We start from the raw sequence: 20,110 nt of genomic DNA, 5'->3' as shown, positions 1-20,110 counted from the left end.
AAAAGTGCAAATTTGACAGGCTAGATACTGATACAGCTAGTGCTGTTCTTGTTGAACTAACTGGCAGTTTAATTGAAGTAGGTATCTCACATCTACCTCATCTCATTAACAATGAAAGGAGCAAGGTAAGAGTTAGTTGACCATTAGGCGTGACTACCTGAAGTTAAAATTGTGTTTTTTATCAAAGGGTTTGTCCCATACAAAAAGCTCTCAAACGAATAGATTAATAATAGATTTAAGTATATTTTTAAAATCTAAAACAATATTAATAGAAGGGAGTTTTATCTAGAATGAAACGACATCACTATCTCTACATTGGAGATGGCTTCGACAATACCGTAAAGACATTTGATGCAGAATCGGGCAGGTTCCTTGGAAGATTTGTTCCATCAGGTGACAACGGCTTAGATGGTCCCCGAGGGCTTATCTTTGACCATAATGGTAATCTCCTTGTTACTAACCAAAACGTAGAGCGTCCTCCTCAAGTACCTCAAAATGGAAGCATTTTAAAGTACGATGGACACACTGGAAAGTTTCTAGGATATCTCGTCAGTCCCAACGATCCTAACGCCCCGTTCGCCCCGCGTGGTATCATTCTTTCGAAACAAAATATTCTGTTTGTGGCAGACCTTATTGTACAGAGCGGACTGAATGGAGAAGTGCGGACATATGATGGTACCACTGGACTGTTTCAGGGGAATCTTGAACACCCACCTGCAGTACAGTTTTTCCCCCGAAGTGTAGTAATTGGTCCGGACGGCTTGTTATATGTATCTGTCAGCAACAACATTACTACTCCAGAAGGTCAGCTCGGTGGACGGGTAGTGCGCTATAATCCGAAAACCCGGGAATTCATTGATGTGTTCATTGAAGGCGATTCCAACCCCGATTTTAATCGTCCGGAAGGTTTGGTCTTCGGTCCTGATGGTAACCTTTATATCACAAGTTTCAGAAGGGACCCAAATGACACAGATAAAATTCTTATCTTCGACCGTAAGGGCAGGTTTCTTGACAAGATTGATCTCTATGCCGTCGGACAGCCCCGCGCCTTTGCGCAGGCAATCCTGTTTGGTCCAAACGGTAAACTGTTTGTCCCTATTACAGGACCGGGTCCCGGTAATGGTCAGCCTTTGGGACCTGATACAGGTTCTGTACGTCGCTACAACGTTAAGAACAAAACATTTGATGTGTTTGTACGTCCGGCTCTTCTGGGAGGACCGTTAACGGAGCCGTGGTATCTGACATTTGGCAAAACGGACCCCGCAACACTAGCTTACGGGCATGACAAGGAAGAAAGCAGCGACCATGATCACCACCACCATGATGATGAAAGCAGTGACTAGAATAGTAGTTGAAATTTGAATATATAAGGAAAGACCGCTACTTGTGTTTAGATAGCGGTCTTTCTTTGGACAAGGTGTAACTTTTCTAAAAGGTCTTTGATTTGTTTTAAAATATTCCTTACAGCGAGGTGAGTTCGCCAAGTTTCTAACATCATACAGGTCAAGGTGGTTCTCACGATACAGGTATTACGTCTTTATTTTCTTCATGGAGAGTGTGAAGAAATGTACTTACGCTAACGGGCGCTTATGTTAAAGAAGGGATGGCTGCGGCGATCCCGTTTTCTTATTGTGCTAACGGGCAGATTAGTTGAAAAAGAAATGATAATATATGTGTAGCTAAATTGCTTATTGGGACGTGATTAAAACGGATAAAAGGTTATTGGAGATACATGATGAATGGGAAGATAAATTAGATAAGGACGAGTGGTATTTTAGTAATTCATTCGAATCAATAACCAAGGGTATGTCGTCTGAAGAAGCTTATAACTACATTCCAAATGTTTTAGATCTATTGTTGAAATTAGACAATGACTTTTTAATATGGGAAACTATTTATTTCTTAATTGAACTGTATAGTATTGCTGACACCACTCAGATACATCCATACTTTGAAAGTAATTGGTCTGTTTTAACACAATATTTGAAGAATTATCAAGACTCGTATGCTACACCATTTAAAGAACTTAAGATACAGTTAAGAATAAAAGATTGATTGGTTACCTTCTTCAACTATCGGAGTGCGTTAACTAGTCCAGACCTTTTGAATAATAATTGGAGAAAATAAATTATGACATTTTTATATGTAGGAATTAGTTGCGTTATTGTTGGATTTGGTTTAAGTTCACTTAGTTTTTATGAAGTTAAAGATGGTTTGAAAATTCTATTTGAAGAGCCGAATAAGATAAGGAAGGCAGCTTTTTTCTTTACTATATTTGAATATGTTACAGGGATATTTTTGTTTGGAATTCTGATGATTTTGTTTGGCATATTTGCAATTATATATACATTTTTATGAAATTGCTTACTTCACTAACGGGTGCAATCGTTAAATATAATCCAATATAGGGAGACGTGTATGAAAGAAGTAATTATTTCTGAATTAGGCAAATTAGTGGGATTAACATTACAGGATGCAGGAAGAGCTTCTAACCTATTCTGGCTGGGTTTTGGGGATATAATTCAAATCATTAGGAGAGGAAAAAACCAAGAATCAGCAGAATACGCACTACATATTCAATGTTCATGGAGAATTACCTTGAATAACAAAATTGTTCTAGCTTCACGAGATTTCTATTCTCCAAGCTTGGAATGGGATGGAGACTTTGAGGACTTCGATTGGGATATACAAGGTAATAATAGATTTGATGAACGAATCAAATCTATTATAAAGGACCAAGGACAATTAAAGGTAGACAAAATTGAATCTGATGAGGTTGGTGGATTAAAGGTCTTTTTATCAGATGGTTATAAATTAGAAGCATTCCCCGATAGTTCAGAAGACGATGAACAAAGTGAACACTGGAGGTTCTTTAACCGAAAAGATAATAATCCTCATTTTGTTGTTACTGGGCTGGGAGTTGAAAAGGTTTGAACTTCAACATTGTGAAGAAATGTACTTAAACAAACGGGAGCTATAGTTCAAGATGTGGGCCTGCCACCATCATTATTAAATGAATTGAGGATGCAAATTGAAGTGAAGAAAGATATGTTTAGTTTTACGTCAGCTATAGTTGGAGTTATGGCTCCATTATTTTTATTTGTTGGATTTGAAATAATTAATTTATGATTAAAATCCTATTTAGTTCTTCCATTAACAGGTCTATTTAATGGAAGAAGGAGTGTTGAGCGAACTGGACAGTTTAATAAGAATTTGAAATTACGCTGAATTTTATATGGTAAAATGAGGAGTCATTAGATGTAGAAGGGAATCTTAATATGAAAAAATATAAAGTAATTTTATTTGATTTAGATGGAACTCTTTCAGATCCAAAAATAGGTATAACTAAATCTGTTCAATATGCGTTACAAAAAATGGGCATTGATGAGCCTAATATTGATAAACTTGAATGTTTTATTGGTCCGCCTCTTCAAGCTTCATTCGCAGAATATTACGATTTTGATGAGGGTAACGCACAAAGAGCAATTGATTATTACAGGGAAAGGTTCAAAGATAAGGGTATGTTTGAGAATAAGCTATATTCCAATATTCCTTTACTATTAAAATCATTAAAAGAGCAACAATATACTTTAGTTGTTGCAACTTCAAAGCCTACTGTATTTTCTGAACAAATACTTAAGTACTTTAATATTGACCAGTATTTTGACCTTGTTGTTGGAAGTAACCTTGATGGAACAAGAACAGCAAAAACTGAAATTATTCAATACATACTTGATAAGTATAATAAGTATAAGTTAGATGATTTCATTATGATTGGTGATAGAAAATACGATATGATTGGTGCAAAAAATACTGGTATTGACTCTATTGGAGTAACTTATGGATATGGTTCATTTGAAGAATTAAGTGATTCTCACCCTACACATATTGTCAATAGTGTTGAAGAGATAAAAGAGATTTTAATAGCAAGTAAAGTTGAATAAATGACGACATGTTATTATTCAGCTAAAGGACGCTTTAATGGCATAAGGATTACAGAAATTATCAAATTTTTTTATAAAAATAAGATTTAAATCTACTAGATAAGAATCCATTTTGATTACTCTTTTTCAAAATGGATTCTTTTTATTTATCGTAAAATACGAGTTTGTGAGGTGTTTTTGATCAACCTTTATTTCAAAGTCACATTTTTCCTAGAAAATAAAAAAGCCTAAGGTATATTAACAGGATTTACCAAAAGGTGAGCGAATACTATAAAATGAGAGCGTTTTCTATAAAAGGAGGAGATTATGATGATGAATACCCCTTTGATTTTGACGCAAATGATTGAAAGAGTGGAGAAATATTTTCCGAAGAAAGAAGTTGTATCGAGAACAGATGGAGGAATCCATACACTTACGTATGCACAAATTGCGGAGCGAACAAGACGATTAGCAAGCAGCTTTGAGAAGCTAGGGATTCAAGAGGGAGACCGGATTGGTACACTTGCTTGGAATCATCACCGGCATCTTGAAGCTTATTTTGCGATTCCTTGTTATGGTGCTGTATTGCATACGATTAATATTCGATTGTCTCCTGAGCATGTAGCCTATATCATTAATCATGCGGAAGACCGGTTATTGCTTCTCGATGCGGATTTGATTCCACTTATTGAGGCTATTTCTCCACAATTAAAGTCAGTTGAAGGGTACATCATCATGACAGATCAAGCCGAGCTTCCCAAAACTTCTCTTTCTCCTGTGTACCATTATGAAACATTAGTAGCACAAGGAAATCCAAAGCAAGCTTTGAGACAGGATTTAGACGAAAATGCTCCAGCGGGCATGTGTTATACATCGGCCACAACAGGTAATCCAAAAGGTGTCATCTATTCACATCGAGGTATTGTTCTTCACAGTATGGCGCTTGGATTAGTGGATACAGGCGCAGTGAGCGAGCGGGATGTCGCGATGCCGGTTGTCCCAATGTTTCATGTGAATGCGTGGGGCTTGCCTTTTGCCTGCCTATGGTTTGGGACGAAACAAGTGTTACCAGGTCCTTATTTTACACCGAAAATTCTGGCTGAGCTTATTCAGTCGGAACAAGTGACGATTTCCGCCGGTGTGCCAACGATTTGGCTCGGATTATTACAAGAGCTAGAGACTGGAAACTATGATACAAGCAGTTTACGTGCTCTGCTATGCGGAGGTGCAGCTGCTCCGAAAAGTTTAATTAAGACGTTTGAACAGAAGTATTCGATCCCGTTTTTGCATGCTTACGGAATGACGGAAACAAGTCCTCTTGTTGTCATCTCTAAGCCAAAAAGCTACCAAGATGATTTGTCGGACGAAGAATTGCTAGATTTAAAAGCAAAACAAGGCATTGTCGTTCCAATGATTGATATAAAAGTAGTCGGACAAGATGGTGAAGTGAAGCAGGATGGAAAAGAGATGGGGGAACTGTTGATTCGCGGTCCTTGGATTGCTAGCGAATATTACCGAAATGAAAAAACGGAAGAAGCCTTTAAAGATGGCTGGCTGCATACAGGAGATGTCGTGACAATTGATGAAGAAGGATATGTGAAAATTGTCGATCGTACGAAGGATTTAATTAAAAGCGGGGGAGAGTGGATTTCATCCGTTGATTTAGAAAACGCGTTAATGGCGCATGAAGCGATTTTTGAAGCGGCGGTTATTGCTGTGCCGCATGAAAAATGGCAGGAACGTCCTCTTGCTTGTGTCGTGCTGAAGGAAGGGTACGTTGGAAAAGTAACACCGGAAGACATTCTTGAATTTTTAACGCCGCAATTTGCTAAATGGTGGCTGCCGGATGAAGTATTGTTTGTGAAAGATATTCCGAAAACATCTGTCGGCAAATTTTTAAAACGGGCGTTACGAGAGCAGCTGCAGAATCAATACTTAAAGAAGTGATTAAAGGCGTTCGTTGAAAAAAGAAAACCGAATTTTATTGGGGAATAAAGAAGCAAAAAGGCCTTCCACATGTAAATGGAACGGCCTTTTTACTTAGATATGAAATAAAACTAATTTCCCTGCTGATGATGTACAACGATGAGTAAATTGAGAGTAGTTTTTTTCTTTTAATAGCCTTTCGCCAATTTCTTTCGCTTGCTTATCATGTTCTGCTGTAAACGCTTCGTCTAATAGTTTTTCTCCAGAAGGTTCAAACACTGTTAATTTATAAGTTTTACTCATATGAAACGCCTCTCTTTTATCATAAATTTACATAAAATATAACTATTGTAAAATATTTTATCATTTTTTTCATGTTTTGCCAATTATATTGTAAAGGGTAATGTCTTTCGATACTATTAAACTATCAAGGTGATAGGAGGCGTGGAAACTTATATGGTCTTACATGTTCACAATGTAACGAAACGTTTTGGAGATTATACGGCTGTGAATGAATTAGATTTTACGATACCCGAGCAAGAAATGTTTGGTCTGTTAGGGGCAAATGGAGCGGGAAAAACGACAACGTTTCGAATGATTATTGGATTGCTTCAGCCTACAAAAGGGGAAATTACATGGGAGGGTAAGCGGATTGATCAATCGATGAGTTCGTTAATTGGTTATTTACCGGAAGAGCGGGGGTTATATCCAAAACTAAAGGTAAGTGAGCAGCTATTGTATTTTGCGAGATTAAGAGGAATGAGTAAGGCGGATGCCAATAAAGAAATGGATATTTGGCTTGAACGTTTTAAAGTACCTGAATATAAGAATAAGCGCGTTGAGGAGCTATCAAAGGGGAATCAGCAAAAAATTCAATTAATCTCTTCGGTGCTGCATAAGCCGAAGTTACTTATCCTGGATGAACCGTTTAGCGGGTTAGATCCGGTGAACGTGGAAATGTTGAAGGAAGCAGTCATTGACTTGCGAAATCAAGGAACGACGATTGTATTTTCCAGTCATCGGATGGAGCATGTCGAGGAATTATGTGAAAATCTATGCATTTTACAAAAAGGTTCTCCTGTAGTTGCCGGTCATTTAAAAGAAATTAAGCGCTCTTTTGGAAAGAAAAATGTCGTTGTACATGCCGACTTTAATTTAGATTTTCTTGAAACATTTTCTGGTGTAACGAAAGTCAAAACGACAATGGAAGGGAAAGTGTTACAAGTAGTAGATGAGACGGTTGCGGAAAAAATGCTGCAAGCACTTGTACCGCGAGGGTTTGTTCGGAAGTTTGAATTACAGGAGCCATCATTAAACGATATCTTTATTGAAAAGGTAGGGGCTGCTTATGAATAAGTTCTGGATTGTACTGTTTCATACATACTTGATGAAGCTAAAGACGAAATCATTTCTCATTACAACAGCTATTATGCTTCTTCTTGTAATCGGTTTGAGCAATATTACAAAAATTATTGCCTTATTTGATGATTCAGAAGAGAAGATTGGGATCATCGATCAAACGGGAACCATGTTTGTTGATGTACAACTTGGAATGAAGGCTATTGATGAGGATGTAGAGTTAATCGAACTTAAAACGGAAGAAGAGGCAGAGAAACTTATCGATTCAGAAGAATTAACTGCTTATTTAATGATTAAAAGCGATGAACAAGAGATAATAAAAGGGACGTATAAGGCCAATACGTTAGCTGATACAACGGTTAGCTCAGAGCTTGCTGTTGTGCTGTCACAACTAAAAACAAAAATAATTGCCAATGAACTGCAATTAACGGATAAGCAAATCGCGGCATTACATTCCCCTGTTGTATTAGATACGGTTGCTTTTGAAGAAAATGCTAAGACAGAAGAAGAATTGAATCAAGCCAGGGGGCTTGTCTATATTATTTTATTTGTCATTTACATGGCCGTAATTATGTATTCGAACATGATTGCGATGGAAGTAGCGACTGAGAAAACATCGCGCGTAATGGAAATTTTAATTTCCAGCGTATCACCAGTTCAACAGATGTTTGCCAAAATCCTGGGAATTGCATTGCTAAGTTTAACGCAAATGCTTCTTTTCTTTGGGGTCGGATATTGGAGTATTAAGAGAAATTTATCCGATATGAATGAAGGTATTTTTTCGTTTATGGGCTTTGGAAGTACGAGTATGTCGACGATTGTGTATGCGATTATTTTTACGTTACTCGGTTACTTCCTGTATGCCACATTAGCTGCTTGTTTAGGCTCGATTGTCAGCCGAATTGAGGATGTTCAGCAAATGATTACACCGATGATCATGCTTGTGGTCGCTGCTTTTATGCTAGCGATGTTTGGGTTAAATAATCCATCGGCTACATATATTACCGTGACCTCTTTTATTCCTTTCTTTGCACCAATGATTATGTTCCTTCGGGTAGGGATGCTCGATGTCCCATTTTGGGAGATTAGTTTAAGTATCGGCCTACTAGTTGCGAGTATCGTCATTTTAGCTATATTCGGTGCAAGAGTATATAAAGGCGGCGTTTTAATGTATGGTAGTGCTAAATCGTTAAAAAATATAAAAAAAGCGCTGCAATTAACAAAAAAAGATTAAGTGGTATAATAAAGAGTGGATAACTTAGTGATATATAGTTAATAGGCAAGATGGAAGGGGCATCAAGACGTGACTGTACGAATTGTTAATAATGTTACAGAATTAATTGGTAATACTCCTGTTGTTAAGTTAAATCGTTTAACAGCAGAAGGAGACGCGGAAGTGTATGTGAAATTGGAATATTTCAATCCGAGCCGCAGTGTAAAGGACCGTGCTGCATACAATTTAATTAAGCAGGCGGAAGAAGATGGAGTATTAAAGCCGGGGGCGACGATTATCGAGCCAACGAGCGGGAATACAGGCATTGGTCTAGCTATGAATGCAGCAGCAAAAGGATATCGCGCTATTATGGTGATGCCAGATAATATGTCAAAAGAGCGCATTAATATTTTAAAAGCATATGGAGCAGAAGTGGTGCTCACACCTGCTGATGAGAAAATGCCAGGTGCGATTCGTAAAGCACAGAGCTTACTTGAAGAAATTCCGGGAAGCTTCATGCCGCAGCAGTTTGAAAACCATGCCAATCCGGATATTCACCGTGTAACGACAGCAGTAGAAATATTGGAACAAATGGACCGCAATTTAGATGTGTTTGTGGCAACAGCTGGTACGGGGGGCACGGTTACAGGAACGGGTGAAGCGTTAAAAGCTGAGCTTTCTAATGTAAAGGTCGTGGTTGTAGAGCCTAAAGGTTCACCTGTATTATCAGGTGGACAACCAGGGCCTCACAAGCTTGTTGGAACGAGTCCTGGCTTTATTCCAAGCATCTTAAATATGGAGATATTGGATGAAATTGTTCAAGTAGCTGATGATGATGCTATTAATACGATGAAAGCTTTAGCTGCTAAGGAAGGGATTCTAGTAGGACCATCGGCTGGAGCGGCTGTATGGACTGCGCTTCAAGAAGCACGCCGTTTAGGAGCAGGCAAACGCGTCCTTTGTATTGCCCCGGATAATGGTGAACGCTACTTAAGTATGAATATTTTTTAATTACATCACTTAACCCGAATTTCACGCATATGCTAAGGAATTCGGGTTTTCTTTATCAACAATACGGCGTGGACGTGTTGGCTATGGTATAATGTTGATATTTCCTTGAACGGAGGCAATCGCGAATGAAAAAAGGAATTGTTCATTATGGGTTTGGCGAGACTGTAGATACATATATGTATATAAAAACAAGCACGAAGGCAGTCGCAAGTAACGGTAAACCGTTTTTAACATTAATATTAGCAGATAAAACAGGTGAAATTGAAGCGAAGTTATGGGATGTTTCAGACAACGATGAGAAAGCGTATGCGGCTGAAGCGACGGTCAAGGTACAAGGCGAGGTTCAAAACTTTCGCGGACGCAGTCAGTTAAAAATTCGTCAGATTCGCTTAACAACAGATAATGATGGTGTGAAGAAAAGTGATCTAATTCAAACAGCTCCATTAAGCCAAGAAGAGATGTTGGAGAAAGTTACACAATATATTTTTGAAATGAGAAATCCTAATATTCAAAGAGTAACACGTCACCTTCTTAAGAAGTATCAAGAGGATTTCTTAGTTTTTCCTGCAGCGACAAAAAACCATCATGAATTCATGTCAGGCCTTGCGTATCATGTTGTGTCTATGCTGGATTTGGCCAAAGGAATTGCAGCGCTATATCCATCGCTCGATAAAGACTTATTGTATGCGGGGATTATTCTTCATGACCTTGGAAAAGTTTTCGAGCTATCAGGTCCCGTGTCAACGGTGTATACGGTAGAAGGTAACTTGCTTGGACATATTACCATTATGGTAAATGAAATTGGTAAAGCAGCGGAGGAATTAGAGATTAAGGCAGAAGAAATTATGATTTTGCAGCACCTTGTACTAAGTCATCATGGTAAGGCTGAGTGGGGGAGTCCGAAGCCGCCATTAGTTCGTGAAGCAGAAGTGCTGCACTATATCGATAATTTGGATGCTAAAATTAATATGATGGATCGTGCGTTAGAAAAAGTTAGACCAGGTGAATTTACGGAAAGAGTATTTGCACTAGATAATCGTTCATTTTATAAACCAAACTTTTAAAAAGTATGCTTTCTCTTCTCATGAAGAGGAAGCATATTTTTTGTTTACTTGCATATTGTCTAATACGATTGAAATTTTTGGAAGGGGGAAGGGACATGCCTATTTGGATTTGGTTCGTTTTTATTGGAATAGTAGTCAGTGCCATTATGGCGATTCGAGCAGCTAGACAAGAACGAATGACGGAAAACGCCTGGATTGAGGAGGAAGGACAAAAGTATATAGAACGGATGAAGCTCGAACAGGAAAAGCGGAAGAGTGAAGCGGAACATGGCATATAAAAAAGCGACCATTACGGTCGCTTTTTTATATGCTATAGATAGGGGCAGCATGGAAGTAATTATTTCTCTTCACCTGTAGGAATGGCAGATGACAAGTCTTTATCTTTGATCTCTACCTTAGCATCTTTAACCGCTTTATCTAAAATGCTTTGTGCTTTCGCTTGATCGATTTTGGATACTTTTAAATCGTATTCCAGTTTGTCTTTCATTTTCTCGTATGATTCTTTTTTCTTTTTATCCAACAATTGAATGATGTGATAGCCATGTTCAGATTTAACAGGTTCACTGATTTCATTTTTCTTTAAAGCATATGTTGCTTCTTCGAATTCAGGTACCATTTTCCCTGCTCCAAACCAGCCAAGGTCGCCTCCATTTGCAGCAGAGCCAGTATCTTTAGAGTACTCTTTTGCTAATTTTGCAAAATCTTCCCCTTTATCAAGTTTAGCTTTGACTTCTTTAGCTGTTTTTTCGTCTTCAACAAGAATATGTCTCGCTTTTACTTCTGGCTTAACATTTTTGTAAGCTTCTTTTAGTTCTTTTTCGGTTACCTTAATATCTGCAGTTGCTGCTTTTTCTTGAAGGAGCCCTATTTTTAAGTCGCGTTTTAAATCTTCTTCTGAGCTATATCCAGAAGATGCTAACGCCATTTGGAAATTATCACCCATTTGTTCTTTGAGCTCGTCCAATTTTGCGTTAATTTCTTTATCCGTTACTTCATACTTATCAGACAATACTTTTTCATAAACTAGTTGTTGAATAACTTGTTCGCCGTACTTATCCTTCATAGCTGTGTAAAATTCTTCTTTTGTAATATCGCCTGCTTTTGTTTCAACGACTGTTTCCGAATCTCCACCGCTACAAGCTGTTAGCCCCATTAATCCAGCTGTAACAGCAGCAGTTAATACCCATTTCTTCATGAGAAAACACTCCTAGTTTAAAATTCTGGTTTGTGTGAGTAAATCCATAAATATTACTATAACATATAATGAATTTTTTCAAAAAAAAATTGTACAAAAATTAGAAGTTATTTCATAAAAAATGGGTAATGGTCTACCCCATTTTAGAACCCAAACATAGTATAGAACGAAGACAGCAAAGGGGAGGTACAGAAAATGGGTCATACATGCGGTGGCGGTTTCGCTTTGCTAGTAGTCCTTTTCATCTTGTTAATTATTGTAGGGGCAGCATTCTTCTGTTGATTCACGCAATAAATAAAATGCCCAGTCCCTTTATTGGAATGATGAATAGGATAAAGTAGCCGCTCAATTATTGTTGGACGCTATGTACAAGTGAGATCATTAAATGAAGTTGAACGTGTTAAATATGAGTGTGCCTATAGCTTGAATGGTTATTTGAAAGGAGGAGATTCCATGTCTGGTGGTGGTTTTGGATTCGGCGGCGGTTTTGCTTTAATTGTCGTTCTGTTCATTTTGTTAATTATTATCGGGGCTTCATGGTTCTAACAAAATAAAAGGTGAAGCATAATGCTTCACCCTTTTTATTTGGCTATGTATACAGTATTTCTACATAAGAAGATAGGAGCATAATGGTAATTAAAATATTAATCGTTCTGAATACCTTAGGTTGTCGGTCTTCAGGAATCTCCTTTTGTACACATAAAGAATCTGTCATTCTATTAATATTGTATAAAATAATGAGCGAAAACAAGATAAACCAAAATGAGACCAAGCCTGAATCCCTCCTTGCAAAACATTCATGTATTATAACGATACCAAATAATGACGAAAAAAGATACTGAAAAATGTTGCTTGTTTATGTGTGTTCAACTTGTTAACGAGACATAACAATGTTTATTTGAATACTCTGTTGATGTTTGACTCCCTTTCAGCATAGCTAAAAGGAAGCCAGACATCGTTCCGCCAACTAGATGGGAAATCAATTTAGATTAATTCATTCCTATTAAATTAGTATTCGACCTGGAGAGAAAAAGACATGTATAATGAAAAGATAGCTATATAAAAGGTCAAACTTGAGGTCATAATGTAAAATAGACAGTAGATTCATTTAGACTGACGGGGGATTAGAAGGTATGCGACATTTAGAGAAAGAAATTGAAACACTGCGTTATCATCAACAATTATTGCTAAAGATTATTCAAAATCCGAAGGCGAAGCTGGATTTATTAATTGTTGAAAAAAACATGACAAAAGAGGAGGCTCAACAATTATTAGAACTTTGTGAATCGTTGAGCAAAAAGTTTGTAACAGAAAAAGCGGAGGGGTACATGAACTTTCAACCGCTTTTTAATGACTTACAGAAGCATTTAACGCCTAAGCTTACTGTAAAAGAAGTTATTGAAGCTTTTCTTGCTCAAGGTTTACATAAATCATTCATGCAAGAAATGTCTAAGTTTTATTATTGAACAGACTCAATTTCCTGTTCATTTTCCTTCTTAGTAATTTTTCCATCTACATCTGTAAATTCCTGATCGATATTTGCAAATGAACGCTCGAAGATTTGCATAAAGTCTTCTCCGTAAATATTGCGAATAATGGCCATCATTTCAATTAAATCAGGGAATTTTCCGTAAAGTTCACGAAGGGGAAGTGCACCTGAAAAAGCCGAATTTTTGCCAGGGTCATAGGTTTCCATTAAATCTAGTAACACCTTTTCCCCCTCGGGTGTAATTTCGATGTACGTATTTCGCTTGTCATTTTCCTTTTTGGAGAATCTTAGCAGTCCGCGCTCTTCTAACTTTTTTGAAAAGTTAAATGCTGTAGATACATGCATGACTCCGAACTTCGCAACATCGGAAATAGAGGAGCCATTTAAGTGATACGAAATCCAAAGAATATGATGTTCATTAATGTTTAAATCATGTGGTTTAATCCATTGCTGCCAATCCTTCTCAACAGCTTTCCACAATGCTTTACTTAGCTGAGCAACTCTTTGACTAAAAATCATTGCTTCTTTCATAGAATAATTTTTATCTTGCATGATTTAAGATCACCTACTTATCAGAGTGTGTACATTTATTATGACAATAAAATAAAAATTAATAAAGTAAAAGTTTGCGAAATTTTTAGAAATTTTATTCCGATAGTCCTGAAAAAATGGGAAATTTCCAATTTTATATAGGGATTATGAAAATTTTGTAAAAAAAAGAATAAATAACTGGGCTTCTTAACGCTTACTCTTTGTTCGAACGCGCAGGAATGATTTCTTCCAATTCTTTTAAAGATTGCTCGATTTCTTCGATATTTTTAAATAATTCGGTTTTATTCGGTTCAATATCTCGTTTCCAATCCTCTATAAGCAATTGGACGTCAGAAACGAACAATTTTAATGAATCTTTACTTGTTTGAGCGGCTTCTATTGCTTCACTTTTTATGTCTTGAATTTTGGTTAATACTTCCTCAATCGATGCACTTAGGTTTTGTTTACTAGTTTGTAAGCGAATTCGTAAGTCTTTACCAGAATTGGGGGCAGAGAGGAGGGTTGCAGCTCCTGCTACGACTGCTCCTGTTACAAATCCAATAAGCAATGATTTGATCTTCATTGTATTATCACCTCATGTTTTATTTATTTCGCTCTGAAATAGCAAAATCCCTTCCAAATATCAAAGTTTAATTGGAAAAAGAATATAGGTTATGTAATAAGACTAACGATTACAAAATATCATAATTTGCTTTAATGGGGAAGAGTATCTGTTATTTTATCTTTATATTGATAAAATAATTAAGAGGATGTAACAATTTTTTGATAAGATATTTGACGATAACAAGATATGGGAATGGACATATTATAAGCAGAGAACACATATACATAGTACAGTGAAACTTGCGTCAGTGTGGGATAAAAATTCAGCTAATCTGGTGGGGCATAGATGAACATGCTATTAATGATATGGGTCGTCTGTTTATGTGTGACGGGGTACTATGCAGCTCTTTTACGCAAATCGGGGATTTATCCGCCTAAAAGGGTCGTGCAATCACGTGCAAGAAAATGGGGAATGGCTAGTGGATGTTGTTTTTTTATTTGGTTTGTTATGCTCTTTATTCGTTAGGGATGTCATATAGTTGATGAATATAATAATTTAGTAAAAAAGCACCGGAGAAAAACCGGCGCTTTTTTACTGTATGCTGATGCTAGGCTTCTACAGAAGCAGAAGGAATGGACGTCTTTTTCAAGATTTTTGCAATGATTGGATAAATAATTGCCATAACGATTGCATTTGCTGCCATAGCTGGTACAACCACGCCTCCGACTAAAAGAACGAAGCTTTTTGGTAAGCCAACGATTAGGTAGGCAGATCCAAGAAAAACGACTCCAGAAATAAGCGTTCCAATGACTGTTAAGCCAACTAAACCAGCAACGTTTGTTGAAAGCTTTTTAAAAGTAACGATTAAGAAATAAAACAAGAACGCAGTAACAAATTTATCAATGATGTTTGGAATATAACCTCCAGGGAAGGATGTTGTCATAGCTGAAAGTAATCCGCATCCTAGAGCAATGACGAATACATTTTTCTTCTCAGGAAATAAAGCAATCGCTAAAAACATCATCAATAGCATCATATCCGGCTTCATTAATAAATATCCTGGAATGATAAAATGTAGTGCCGTTCCAATTCCGAGTAACATGGCAATTGATACAAGTGTTTTTGTGTTCATATAAATCTCTCCTCTTCTCTTCTCAACTAAAAAATGTATACTTTTCCGGCAGTGCACTTGTTGCCTGCCGCGAAAAGTATACATCAGTATATCATGCGCTTCGTTTTTTTAGAAGTGGTTTCTAATTAGTATAGAAGCTTATTTTTGGTAGTTTTTTTGGAACTCTTTCATGAAGTCAGCAAGCTCTTGGCAGTGAGCTGTTGGTACCGCATTATAAATAGATGCACGGCAACCACCGATAGAACGGTGACCGTTAAGACCAACAAAGCCGGCAGCTTTTGCTTCAGCTAAAAATTGTTTTTCTGCTTCTTCTGTTTGTAGGTTAAATGTTACATTCATGTGTGAACGGCTGTCTGGACGTGCATGTCCTTTATAGAAACCATTGCTTTCATCAATCGCATCATAAATGATTTTTGATTTTTGGTGATTGATTTCTGCTATTTTTTCCACGCCGCCTTGTTCTTTTGCCCAGTCTAATACTAGAGATAATAAATAAATCGCTAATGTTGGCGGTGTGTTGTATAAAGAATTATTTTTTGCATGAGTTGCGTAATTTAACACCGTTGGTAATTGGTCGTTATCTTCGATTAAATCTTTGCGGATAATCACAACCGTTACACCAGATGGTCCAAGGTTTTTCTGTGCACCTGCATAGATGATGCCGAATTTACTTACGTCCACTTTTTCACTTAGGATGTCGCTTGACATATCAGCGATTAATGGAACATTTCCTGTTTCAGGGAACTGTTTCCATTGTGTTCCGTAAATTGTGTTATTGCTTGTAATATGTAGATAAGCAGCATCTTCATTTACTTTAATGTCTTCTAATGAAGGGATGAATGAATATTTTTCCTCTTTTGAAGAAGCAACAACAGCTGTTTCGCCAACTTTTTTCGCTTCTTTTAATGCTTTATCTGACCAAGCTCCAGTTAAAACATAATCTGCGCGTTTACCTTCTTTCAATAAGTTCATTGGAACCATTGAGAATTGCAGGCTCGCACCGCCTTGAAGTAGAAGCACTTCATAATTTTCTGGAATCGACATTAATTCTTTAAGTGTTGCGATTGCATGGTTATGAATTTTTTCAAATTGAGCACTGCGGTGGCTAAGCTCCATAACAGACATGCCTGAGTCCTCTATATTTAACCATTCATTTTGAGCTCGTTTTAATACTTCTTCTGGAAGGGCTGCTGGCCCAGCGTTAAAATTCCGTGCACGTTTCACTTTTTCTTCCTCCTAAAAAATAAATGTAGTTACGGTACTAAGTCTATTATATCCTAACAGAAAAATAAATTTAATTGGAGAGGAAATTCGATTTTTTATTTTGTATTTTAAGAAAATTTCACTTTTTTTAGACAAATAAAGACGGAATCTTTCGACATTTTTCGATATTTAGCTTCATCAGATTTATTTTAGCTAATCGCTTCGGAAGGCAGGGAATGCTTTCCGACAGCGATTCATCTATACTTTTCGTATCAAGAAAAAGATTCTCCACATATGTGAAGAATCAGATATACATTATTGAATATGCTGTGCAATGGCGTTTGCAATGTTTTGTAAATCTTCTGGTGTGTATTCGCTGTCATGCGTTTTCCAAACTGCTCCGAAGCCATCACCTTCACCATAGCGAGGGATGATGTGCATATGGTAGTGGAAAACAGATTGTCCAGCCGCTTCTCCATTATTATTGACTAGATTTAAGCCGATTGGATTGAATTCTTGTTTAATGGCACGAGAAATTTCAGGGACAACGGCGAATATTTCTTTTGCAATTTCCGGCGTTAATTCAAACACATTTTCTTTATGTACTTTTGGAATAACGAGTGTATGGCCTTTCGTTACTTGGCTAATATCGAGAAACGCTACGACCTGCTCATTTTCAAATACTTTTGTACTTGGAATATCTCCCTTAATGATTTTGCAAAAAATACAATCGCTCATCGTTTAACTTCCTTTCTAATTTATGAAATTATTGTTAATCGTACCACAAGATGACTGCCTTAGAAAAGTGAAATGAAAAACAGGATGCAACTTTACGTTGCACCCTGTCGTTTGAAAAAGGGGGTATGCTTTTCTTGGCGTATCAACGAGAATAACCTTTGATCAACACCTCATTTACTTTTTGGTAAATTACGGTTATTGGATAAAAGATTTTGTATTCAATGCAAACATCTCCTATAATCTTTATCGTTTTATGAACGAATCAGGTATATTCGATAACTGTTGAATTGAATCTCTTCTACGTGCAAGCGAACCATCTCCTGGTGAAATGACTTCGTAAGCAAATTTCTCTGGGTCTTTCAGTTAGTAGTCTGCAACTGACACCTCATTTACAACATGATATGATTCATTTGTAAGGAAGTTTCTTTTAGAAAGCAGTTATAGTTTCTTTAACTGACACCTCATTTTACAATATGATGTGAATCACTTGTAATGAAGAACCCCTTCTTCCTTATTTATCATGGCCAGTAATGGAAAGTTATATACCCCTGTTTTATATTTTTTTGATTAAATGTTTTTCGGACTTGCTTATTTAGGAAGTAAAAGAGGGCGTCACTATATAATCAAACGGAATTTTGTTACACTATAAACATATTTTATTTAACGCTTTGTTCAATAACAGTGTCACAAAGCTTATAAAGAAAAGAAGGGATCGTTATTATGTCCTTATTAGATATTAAAGACCTTGTCGGGGGCTATACAAAGACGCCTGTATTAAAAGGCATCAGCTTTACGATTCAGCCGAATGAATTAGTCGGTTTAATTGGATTGAATGGAGCTGGGAAAAGTACGACGATTAAACATATTATCGGTTTAATGGAGCCAAAGGGCGGCAGCATTTCGATTGCCGGGAGAACTTTCTCAGAAGATCCCGATGGCTATCGTAAGAAATTTACGTATATTCCGGAAACGCCGATTCTTTATGATGAATTAACACTTGAGGAGCATTTACGTTTAACGGCAATGGCTCATGGAATTGAGGAAACGGTCTATGAAAAGCGAATCGGTGTATTGTTGAAGGAATTTCGGATGGAAAAGCGGATGAAATGGTTTCCTGCTCATTTTTCCAAAGGGATGAAACAAAAGGTGATGATTATGTGTGCCTTTTTAGTTCAGCCCTCGCTTTATATTGTTGATGAGCCGTTTTTAGGGCTGGATCCATTAGGGATCCAATCTTTGCTTGATTTAATGATGAAAATGAAAGAGAGTGGGGCAGGAATTTTAATGTCTACTCATATTTTAGCAACAGCGGAGCGCTATTGTGATTCCTTTGTTATTCTACATAATGGTGAAATTCGAGCGAAAGGGAATTTGGAACAGCTTCGTACTCAATTTGCGATGCCGGGAGCAACGCTTGATGATATTTATATTCAATTGACGAAAGAAGATCATCGTCATGAATAGCGGGCAGTTTTGGAAAGAGCGATTTGTCAGCTACAGCAAAGAAATGCAAAAGTATTTGCGTTATATTTTCAATGGTCATCTAGTATTCGTAATGGTGATAGCCTTTGGGGGAGCAGCGTATTATTATAGCAACTGGGTGAAAACGTTACATAGTGATTTTCCTGCTGTGCCGATTATGGCTGTTATTTTGGCGCTTCTTGTGACACGAAGTCCGATTCATACGTTTTTAAGAGAAGCGGATACCGTGTTTATTTTACCTGTTGAAACGCAGTTAAAGCCTTATTTTACACGTTCTATTTTATTAAGCTGGTTTTTGCAAAGCTATATGTTGCTGCTTGTATTAGCGGCTTTAATGCCAATGTATGCGAAAGTGACAGGCGCAAGCGTGAACGACTTTGTAACCGTGCTGATTGTGCTATTGCTTGTAAAAATGATCAACTTGAATATTCAGTGGTATGTGTTGAAGTATCAAGAGGTTTCCACAAGTCGTATCGATTTATTGCTTCGTTTTGTCATTAATGTAGTATTGCTGTATGTTGTATTGGATAAAGCGTCCATTTGGGTGTCAGTCCTTATCCTATGTATTTTGCTTGGCTTGTTTGCTTATTATCGCGGAGCTACTCGCCAAAAAGCTTTGCAATGGGAGCGGTTAGTGGCACTTGAAAGCAAACGGCTTCAAGCTTTTTACAGGCTGGCCAATTTGTTTACCGATGTACCAAGCTTAGGAAGCAAAGTGGCGAGAAGAAAGTGGTTGGACTTTCTTTTATCCTTTATTCCATATAAACAATCCTCAACATATATGTACTTATATGGGCGTACATTTTTACGGGCGAATGATTATGCAGGTTTGTTAGTTCGTTTAACCCTAATCGGTTCAGTTATTTTAGCTGTACTGTCCAATCAATGGGCCTATTTATTTGTCGTTGCTTTATTCTTATTTATAACAGCGATTCAATTGTTACCAGTATGGAAAGTACATGAATGGAAAATTTGGGTTTCGTTGTATCCGTTACCGGCTAATATGCGTGAGGCAGCGGTTATTCGGTGGATTTCTTACTTTTTATCACTAGAAGCTGTGGTATTTGTTGTTGTGTTGCTTTGTAAAGGTGAATGGATGAGTGGGGGACTTGCGCTAATAGTCGGTATTCTGTTCATTGTTGGCTTTAAAAGCTATGCGGTGAAAAAAATAAGAACGTTTTAAGAGCACAAGAGGTCACCCAAAAGTTTACTTTTGGGTGGCTCTTTTAATTATAGTTATTACTATATATACTGTGGAAATGAATGAATTAGGTCTATA

The 20,110-nt window shown here is 37.2% G+C and carries 25 protein-coding genes; 17 read left to right on the top strand and 8 right to left on the bottom strand.

All coding sequences use genetic code 11. The features are described 5' to 3' along the window. The first annotated feature begins 290 nt into the window (after positions 1-290). The 6 genes from ACE199_RS08520 to ACE199_RS08495 all read left to right on the top strand — a co-directional run bounded on the left by ACE199_RS08520 (position 291) and on the right by ACE199_RS08495 (position 5,870). Positions 291-1,343, top strand: coding sequence for an NHL repeat-containing protein (locus ACE199_RS08520; RefSeq protein ID WP_375349362.1), 1,053 nt, complete (start codon positions 291-293; stop codon positions 1,341-1,343). Positions 1,344-1,722: 379 nt separating this feature from the next. Continuing rightward, positions 1,723-2,055 (top strand): ABC transporter, encoded by a 333-nt coding sequence (locus ACE199_RS08515; protein WP_375349360.1) that lies wholly within the window; start codon positions 1,723-1,725, stop codon positions 2,053-2,055. 75 nt (positions 2,056-2,130) lie between these two features. Further along, a complete protein-coding gene (locus ACE199_RS08510) occupies positions 2,131-2,358 on the top strand; it encodes a hypothetical protein (protein ID WP_375349359.1) in 228 nt (75 codons plus the stop codon). Between the two features lie 60 nt (positions 2,359-2,418). Further along, on the top strand, positions 2,419-2,934 hold the full coding sequence (locus ACE199_RS08505) for a hypothetical protein (RefSeq protein WP_375349358.1): 516 nt from the start codon (positions 2,419-2,421) through the stop codon (positions 2,932-2,934). 344 nt (positions 2,935-3,278) lie between these two features. Beyond that, complete coding sequence (locus ACE199_RS08500) at positions 3,279-3,944, top strand: HAD family hydrolase (RefSeq protein ID WP_375349357.1); 666 nt, start codon at positions 3,279-3,281, stop codon at positions 3,942-3,944. 309 nt (positions 3,945-4,253) lie between these two features. Further along, positions 4,254-5,870 carry a long-chain fatty acid--CoA ligase gene (locus ACE199_RS08495; protein ID WP_375349427.1) on the top strand — a complete coding sequence of 539 codons (1,617 nt, stop codon included), beginning with the start codon at positions 4,254-4,256 and terminating at the stop codon, positions 5,868-5,870. Positions 5,871-5,963: 93 nt separating this feature from the next. Here the strand turns inward: ACE199_RS08495 and ACE199_RS08490 are convergent, their stop codons facing one another. Next, the gene (locus ACE199_RS08490; RefSeq protein ID WP_127759252.1) at positions 5,964-6,152 is read right to left on the bottom strand and encodes a YhzD family protein; all 189 of its coding nucleotides are present in this window, start codon (positions 6,150-6,152) and stop codon (positions 5,964-5,966) included. Positions 6,153-6,305: 153 nt separating this feature from the next. Between ACE199_RS08490 and ACE199_RS08485 the strand changes: the two genes are divergently transcribed. The 5 genes from ACE199_RS08485 (at position 6,306) to ACE199_RS08465 (ending at position 10,774) form a co-directional block, all read left to right on the top strand. After that, entirely contained in the window at positions 6,306-7,205 is a 900-nt protein-coding gene (locus ACE199_RS08485) for an ABC transporter ATP-binding protein (protein WP_375349356.1), read from the top strand. After that, complete coding sequence (locus ACE199_RS08480) at positions 7,198-8,442, top strand: ABC transporter permease (protein ID WP_375349355.1); 1,245 nt, start codon at positions 7,198-7,200, stop codon at positions 8,440-8,442. Before ACE199_RS08485 ends, ACE199_RS08480 begins: the two co-directional genes overlap by 8 nt. A gap of 69 nt (positions 8,443-8,511) precedes the next feature. Beyond that, a complete protein-coding gene (gene cysK, locus ACE199_RS08475; RefSeq protein WP_375349353.1) occupies positions 8,512-9,432 on the top strand; it encodes a cysteine synthase A in 921 nt (306 codons plus the stop codon). Between the two features lie 125 nt (positions 9,433-9,557). Further along, the gene (yhaM, locus tag ACE199_RS08470) at positions 9,558-10,496 is read left to right on the top strand and encodes a 3'-5' exoribonuclease YhaM (RefSeq protein WP_252283087.1); all 939 of its coding nucleotides are present in this window, start codon (positions 9,558-9,560) and stop codon (positions 10,494-10,496) included. A 95-nt stretch (positions 10,497-10,591) separates the two neighbouring features. After that, a complete protein-coding gene (locus tag ACE199_RS08465) occupies positions 10,592-10,774 on the top strand; it encodes a sporulation YhaL family protein (RefSeq protein ID WP_127759256.1) in 183 nt (60 codons plus the stop codon). 59 nt (positions 10,775-10,833) lie between these two features. On the opposite strand, the gene ACE199_RS08460 is transcribed toward ACE199_RS08465, so the two are convergent. Beyond that, complete coding sequence (locus tag ACE199_RS08460; RefSeq protein ID WP_252283088.1) at positions 10,834-11,691, bottom strand: peptidylprolyl isomerase; 858 nt, start codon at positions 11,689-11,691, stop codon at positions 10,834-10,836. A 195-nt stretch (positions 11,692-11,886) separates the two neighbouring features. On the opposite strand from ACE199_RS08460, the gene ACE199_RS08455 reads away from it, so the two are divergent. Both ACE199_RS08455 and ACE199_RS08450 read left to right on the top strand, forming a co-directional pair. Beyond that, positions 11,887-11,973 carry a YjcZ family sporulation protein gene (locus tag ACE199_RS08455; protein ID WP_127762448.1) on the top strand — a complete coding sequence of 29 codons (87 nt, stop codon included), beginning with the start codon at positions 11,887-11,889 and terminating at the stop codon, positions 11,971-11,973. A gap of 171 nt (positions 11,974-12,144) precedes the next feature. Then, the gene (locus tag ACE199_RS08450) at positions 12,145-12,237 is read left to right on the top strand and encodes a YjcZ family sporulation protein (RefSeq protein ID WP_127759258.1); all 93 of its coding nucleotides are present in this window, start codon (positions 12,145-12,147) and stop codon (positions 12,235-12,237) included. A gap of 43 nt (positions 12,238-12,280) precedes the next feature. Here ACE199_RS08450 and ACE199_RS08445 read toward each other — a convergent pair whose 3' ends face one another. After that, positions 12,281-12,463 carry a hypothetical protein gene (locus ACE199_RS08445; protein ID WP_119117098.1) on the bottom strand — a complete coding sequence of 61 codons (183 nt, stop codon included), beginning with the start codon at positions 12,461-12,463 and terminating at the stop codon, positions 12,281-12,283. A gap of 361 nt (positions 12,464-12,824) precedes the next feature. On the opposite strand from ACE199_RS08445, the gene ACE199_RS08440 reads away from it, so the two are divergent. Further along, positions 12,825-13,157, top strand: a complete 333-nt coding sequence (locus ACE199_RS08440) for a DUF1878 family protein (RefSeq protein WP_119117099.1) — start codon at positions 12,825-12,827, stop codon at positions 13,155-13,157. Here the strand turns inward: ACE199_RS08440 and ACE199_RS08435 are convergent. Both ACE199_RS08435 and ACE199_RS08430 read right to left on the bottom strand, forming a co-directional pair. Beyond that, entirely contained in the window at positions 13,151-13,732 is a 582-nt protein-coding gene (locus ACE199_RS08435) for an HTH-type transcriptional regulator Hpr (protein WP_127759259.1), read from the bottom strand. The genes ACE199_RS08440 and ACE199_RS08435 overlap by 7 nt on opposite strands. A 193-nt stretch (positions 13,733-13,925) precedes the next feature. Beyond that, complete coding sequence (locus tag ACE199_RS08430; protein WP_127759260.1) at positions 13,926-14,294, bottom strand: YtxH domain-containing protein; 369 nt, start codon at positions 14,292-14,294, stop codon at positions 13,926-13,928. Between the two features lie 327 nt (positions 14,295-14,621). On the opposite strand from ACE199_RS08430, the gene yhzF reads away from it, so the two are divergent. Next, complete coding sequence (gene yhzF, locus ACE199_RS08425; RefSeq protein WP_127759261.1) at positions 14,622-14,801, top strand: membrane protein YhzF; 180 nt, start codon at positions 14,622-14,624, stop codon at positions 14,799-14,801. An 82-nt stretch (positions 14,802-14,883) separates the two neighbouring features. On the opposite strand, the gene ACE199_RS08420 is transcribed toward yhzF, so the two are convergent. The 3 genes from ACE199_RS08420 to ACE199_RS08410 form a co-directional block, all read right to left on the bottom strand. Next, the gene (locus ACE199_RS08420; protein WP_252289147.1) at positions 14,884-15,408 is read right to left on the bottom strand and encodes a tryptophan transporter; all 525 of its coding nucleotides are present in this window, start codon (positions 15,406-15,408) and stop codon (positions 14,884-14,886) included. Between the two features lie 138 nt (positions 15,409-15,546). Further along, positions 15,547-16,632, bottom strand: coding sequence for a 3-phosphoserine/phosphohydroxythreonine transaminase (gene serC / locus ACE199_RS08415; protein ID WP_127759263.1), 1,086 nt, complete (start codon positions 16,630-16,632; stop codon positions 15,547-15,549). A 294-nt stretch (positions 16,633-16,926) separates the two neighbouring features. Beyond that, the gene (locus ACE199_RS08410; protein WP_127759264.1) at positions 16,927-17,349 is read right to left on the bottom strand and encodes an HIT family protein; all 423 of its coding nucleotides are present in this window, start codon (positions 17,347-17,349) and stop codon (positions 16,927-16,929) included. 720 nt (positions 17,350-18,069) lie between these two features. Here ACE199_RS08410 and ACE199_RS08405 point away from each other — a divergent pair. Both ACE199_RS08405 and ACE199_RS08400 read left to right on the top strand, forming a co-directional pair. After that, entirely contained in the window at positions 18,070-18,813 is a 744-nt protein-coding gene (locus ACE199_RS08405) for an ABC transporter ATP-binding protein (RefSeq protein ID WP_375349352.1), read from the top strand. Beyond that, positions 18,806-20,014: an ABC transporter permease gene (locus tag ACE199_RS08400; protein ID WP_375349351.1), complete on the top strand. Its 1,209-nt coding sequence runs from the start codon at positions 18,806-18,808 to the stop codon at positions 20,012-20,014. The genes ACE199_RS08405 and ACE199_RS08400 overlap by 8 nt, the downstream gene beginning before the upstream one ends. Positions 20,015-20,110: the final 96 nt, after the last annotated feature.

This window comes from Peribacillus sp. Hz7, assembly GCF_042136355.1.
Taxonomy (GTDB): Bacteria; Bacillota; Bacilli; order Bacillales; family DSM-1321; genus Peribacillus; species Peribacillus asahii_A.
Note: the sequence above shows the minus strand (reverse complement) of the source record. Positions and strands in the feature narration are given on the sequence as shown.

Bases quoted from the DNA above. Each gene is read 5' to 3' on its own strand.
- ACE199_RS08520 (WP_375349362.1), top strand. From the start codon at position 291: ATGAAACGACATCACTATCTCTACATTGGAGATGGCTTCGACAATACC.
- ACE199_RS08495 (WP_375349427.1), top strand. From the start codon at position 4,254: ATGATGAATACCCCTTTGATTTTGACGCAAATGATTGAAAGAGTGGAG.
- yhaM (WP_252283087.1), top strand. From the start codon at position 9,558: ATGAAAAAAGGAATTGTTCATTATGGGTTTGGCGAGACTGTAGATACA.
- ACE199_RS08405 (WP_375349352.1), top strand. From the start codon at position 18,070: ATGTCCTTATTAGATATTAAAGACCTTGTCGGGGGCTATACAAAGACG.
- ACE199_RS08410 (WP_127759264.1), bottom strand. From the start codon at position 17,349: ATGAGCGATTGTATTTTTTGCAAAATCATTAAGGGAGATATTCCAAGT.
- ACE199_RS08490 (WP_127759252.1), bottom strand. From the start codon at position 6,152: ATGAGTAAAACTTATAAATTAACAGTGTTTGAACCTTCTGGAGAAAAA.
- ACE199_RS08430 (WP_127759260.1), bottom strand. From the start codon at position 14,294: ATGAAGATCAAATCATTGCTTATTGGATTTGTAACAGGAGCAGTCGTA.
- ACE199_RS08440 (WP_119117099.1), top strand. From the start codon at position 12,825: ATGCGACATTTAGAGAAAGAAATTGAAACACTGCGTTATCATCAACAA.
- ACE199_RS08485 (WP_375349356.1), top strand. From the start codon at position 6,306: ATGGTCTTACATGTTCACAATGTAACGAAACGTTTTGGAGATTATACG.
- ACE199_RS08500 (WP_375349357.1), top strand. From the start codon at position 3,279: ATGAAAAAATATAAAGTAATTTTATTTGATTTAGATGGAACTCTTTCA.
- ACE199_RS08510 (WP_375349359.1), top strand. From the start codon at position 2,131: ATGACATTTTTATATGTAGGAATTAGTTGCGTTATTGTTGGATTTGGT.
- ACE199_RS08450 (WP_127759258.1), top strand. From the start codon at position 12,145: ATGTCTGGTGGTGGTTTTGGATTCGGCGGCGGTTTTGCTTTAATTGTC.
- ACE199_RS08465 (WP_127759256.1), top strand. From the start codon at position 10,592: ATGCCTATTTGGATTTGGTTCGTTTTTATTGGAATAGTAGTCAGTGCC.
- ACE199_RS08505 (WP_375349358.1), top strand. From the start codon at position 2,419: ATGAAAGAAGTAATTATTTCTGAATTAGGCAAATTAGTGGGATTAACA.
- ACE199_RS08435 (WP_127759259.1), bottom strand. From the start codon at position 13,732: ATGCAAGATAAAAATTATTCTATGAAAGAAGCAATGATTTTTAGTCAA.
- ACE199_RS08480 (WP_375349355.1), top strand. From the start codon at position 7,198: ATGAATAAGTTCTGGATTGTACTGTTTCATACATACTTGATGAAGCTA.
- ACE199_RS08420 (WP_252289147.1), bottom strand. From the start codon at position 15,408: ATGAACACAAAAACACTTGTATCAATTGCCATGTTACTCGGAATTGGA.
- ACE199_RS08400 (WP_375349351.1), top strand. From the start codon at position 18,806: ATGAATAGCGGGCAGTTTTGGAAAGAGCGATTTGTCAGCTACAGCAAA.
- ACE199_RS08455 (WP_127762448.1), top strand. From the start codon at position 11,887: ATGGGTCATACATGCGGTGGCGGTTTCGCTTTGCTAGTAGTCCTTTTC.
- ACE199_RS08460 (WP_252283088.1), bottom strand. From the start codon at position 11,691: ATGAAGAAATGGGTATTAACTGCTGCTGTTACAGCTGGATTAATGGGG.
- yhzF (WP_127759261.1), top strand. From the start codon at position 14,622: ATGAACATGCTATTAATGATATGGGTCGTCTGTTTATGTGTGACGGGG.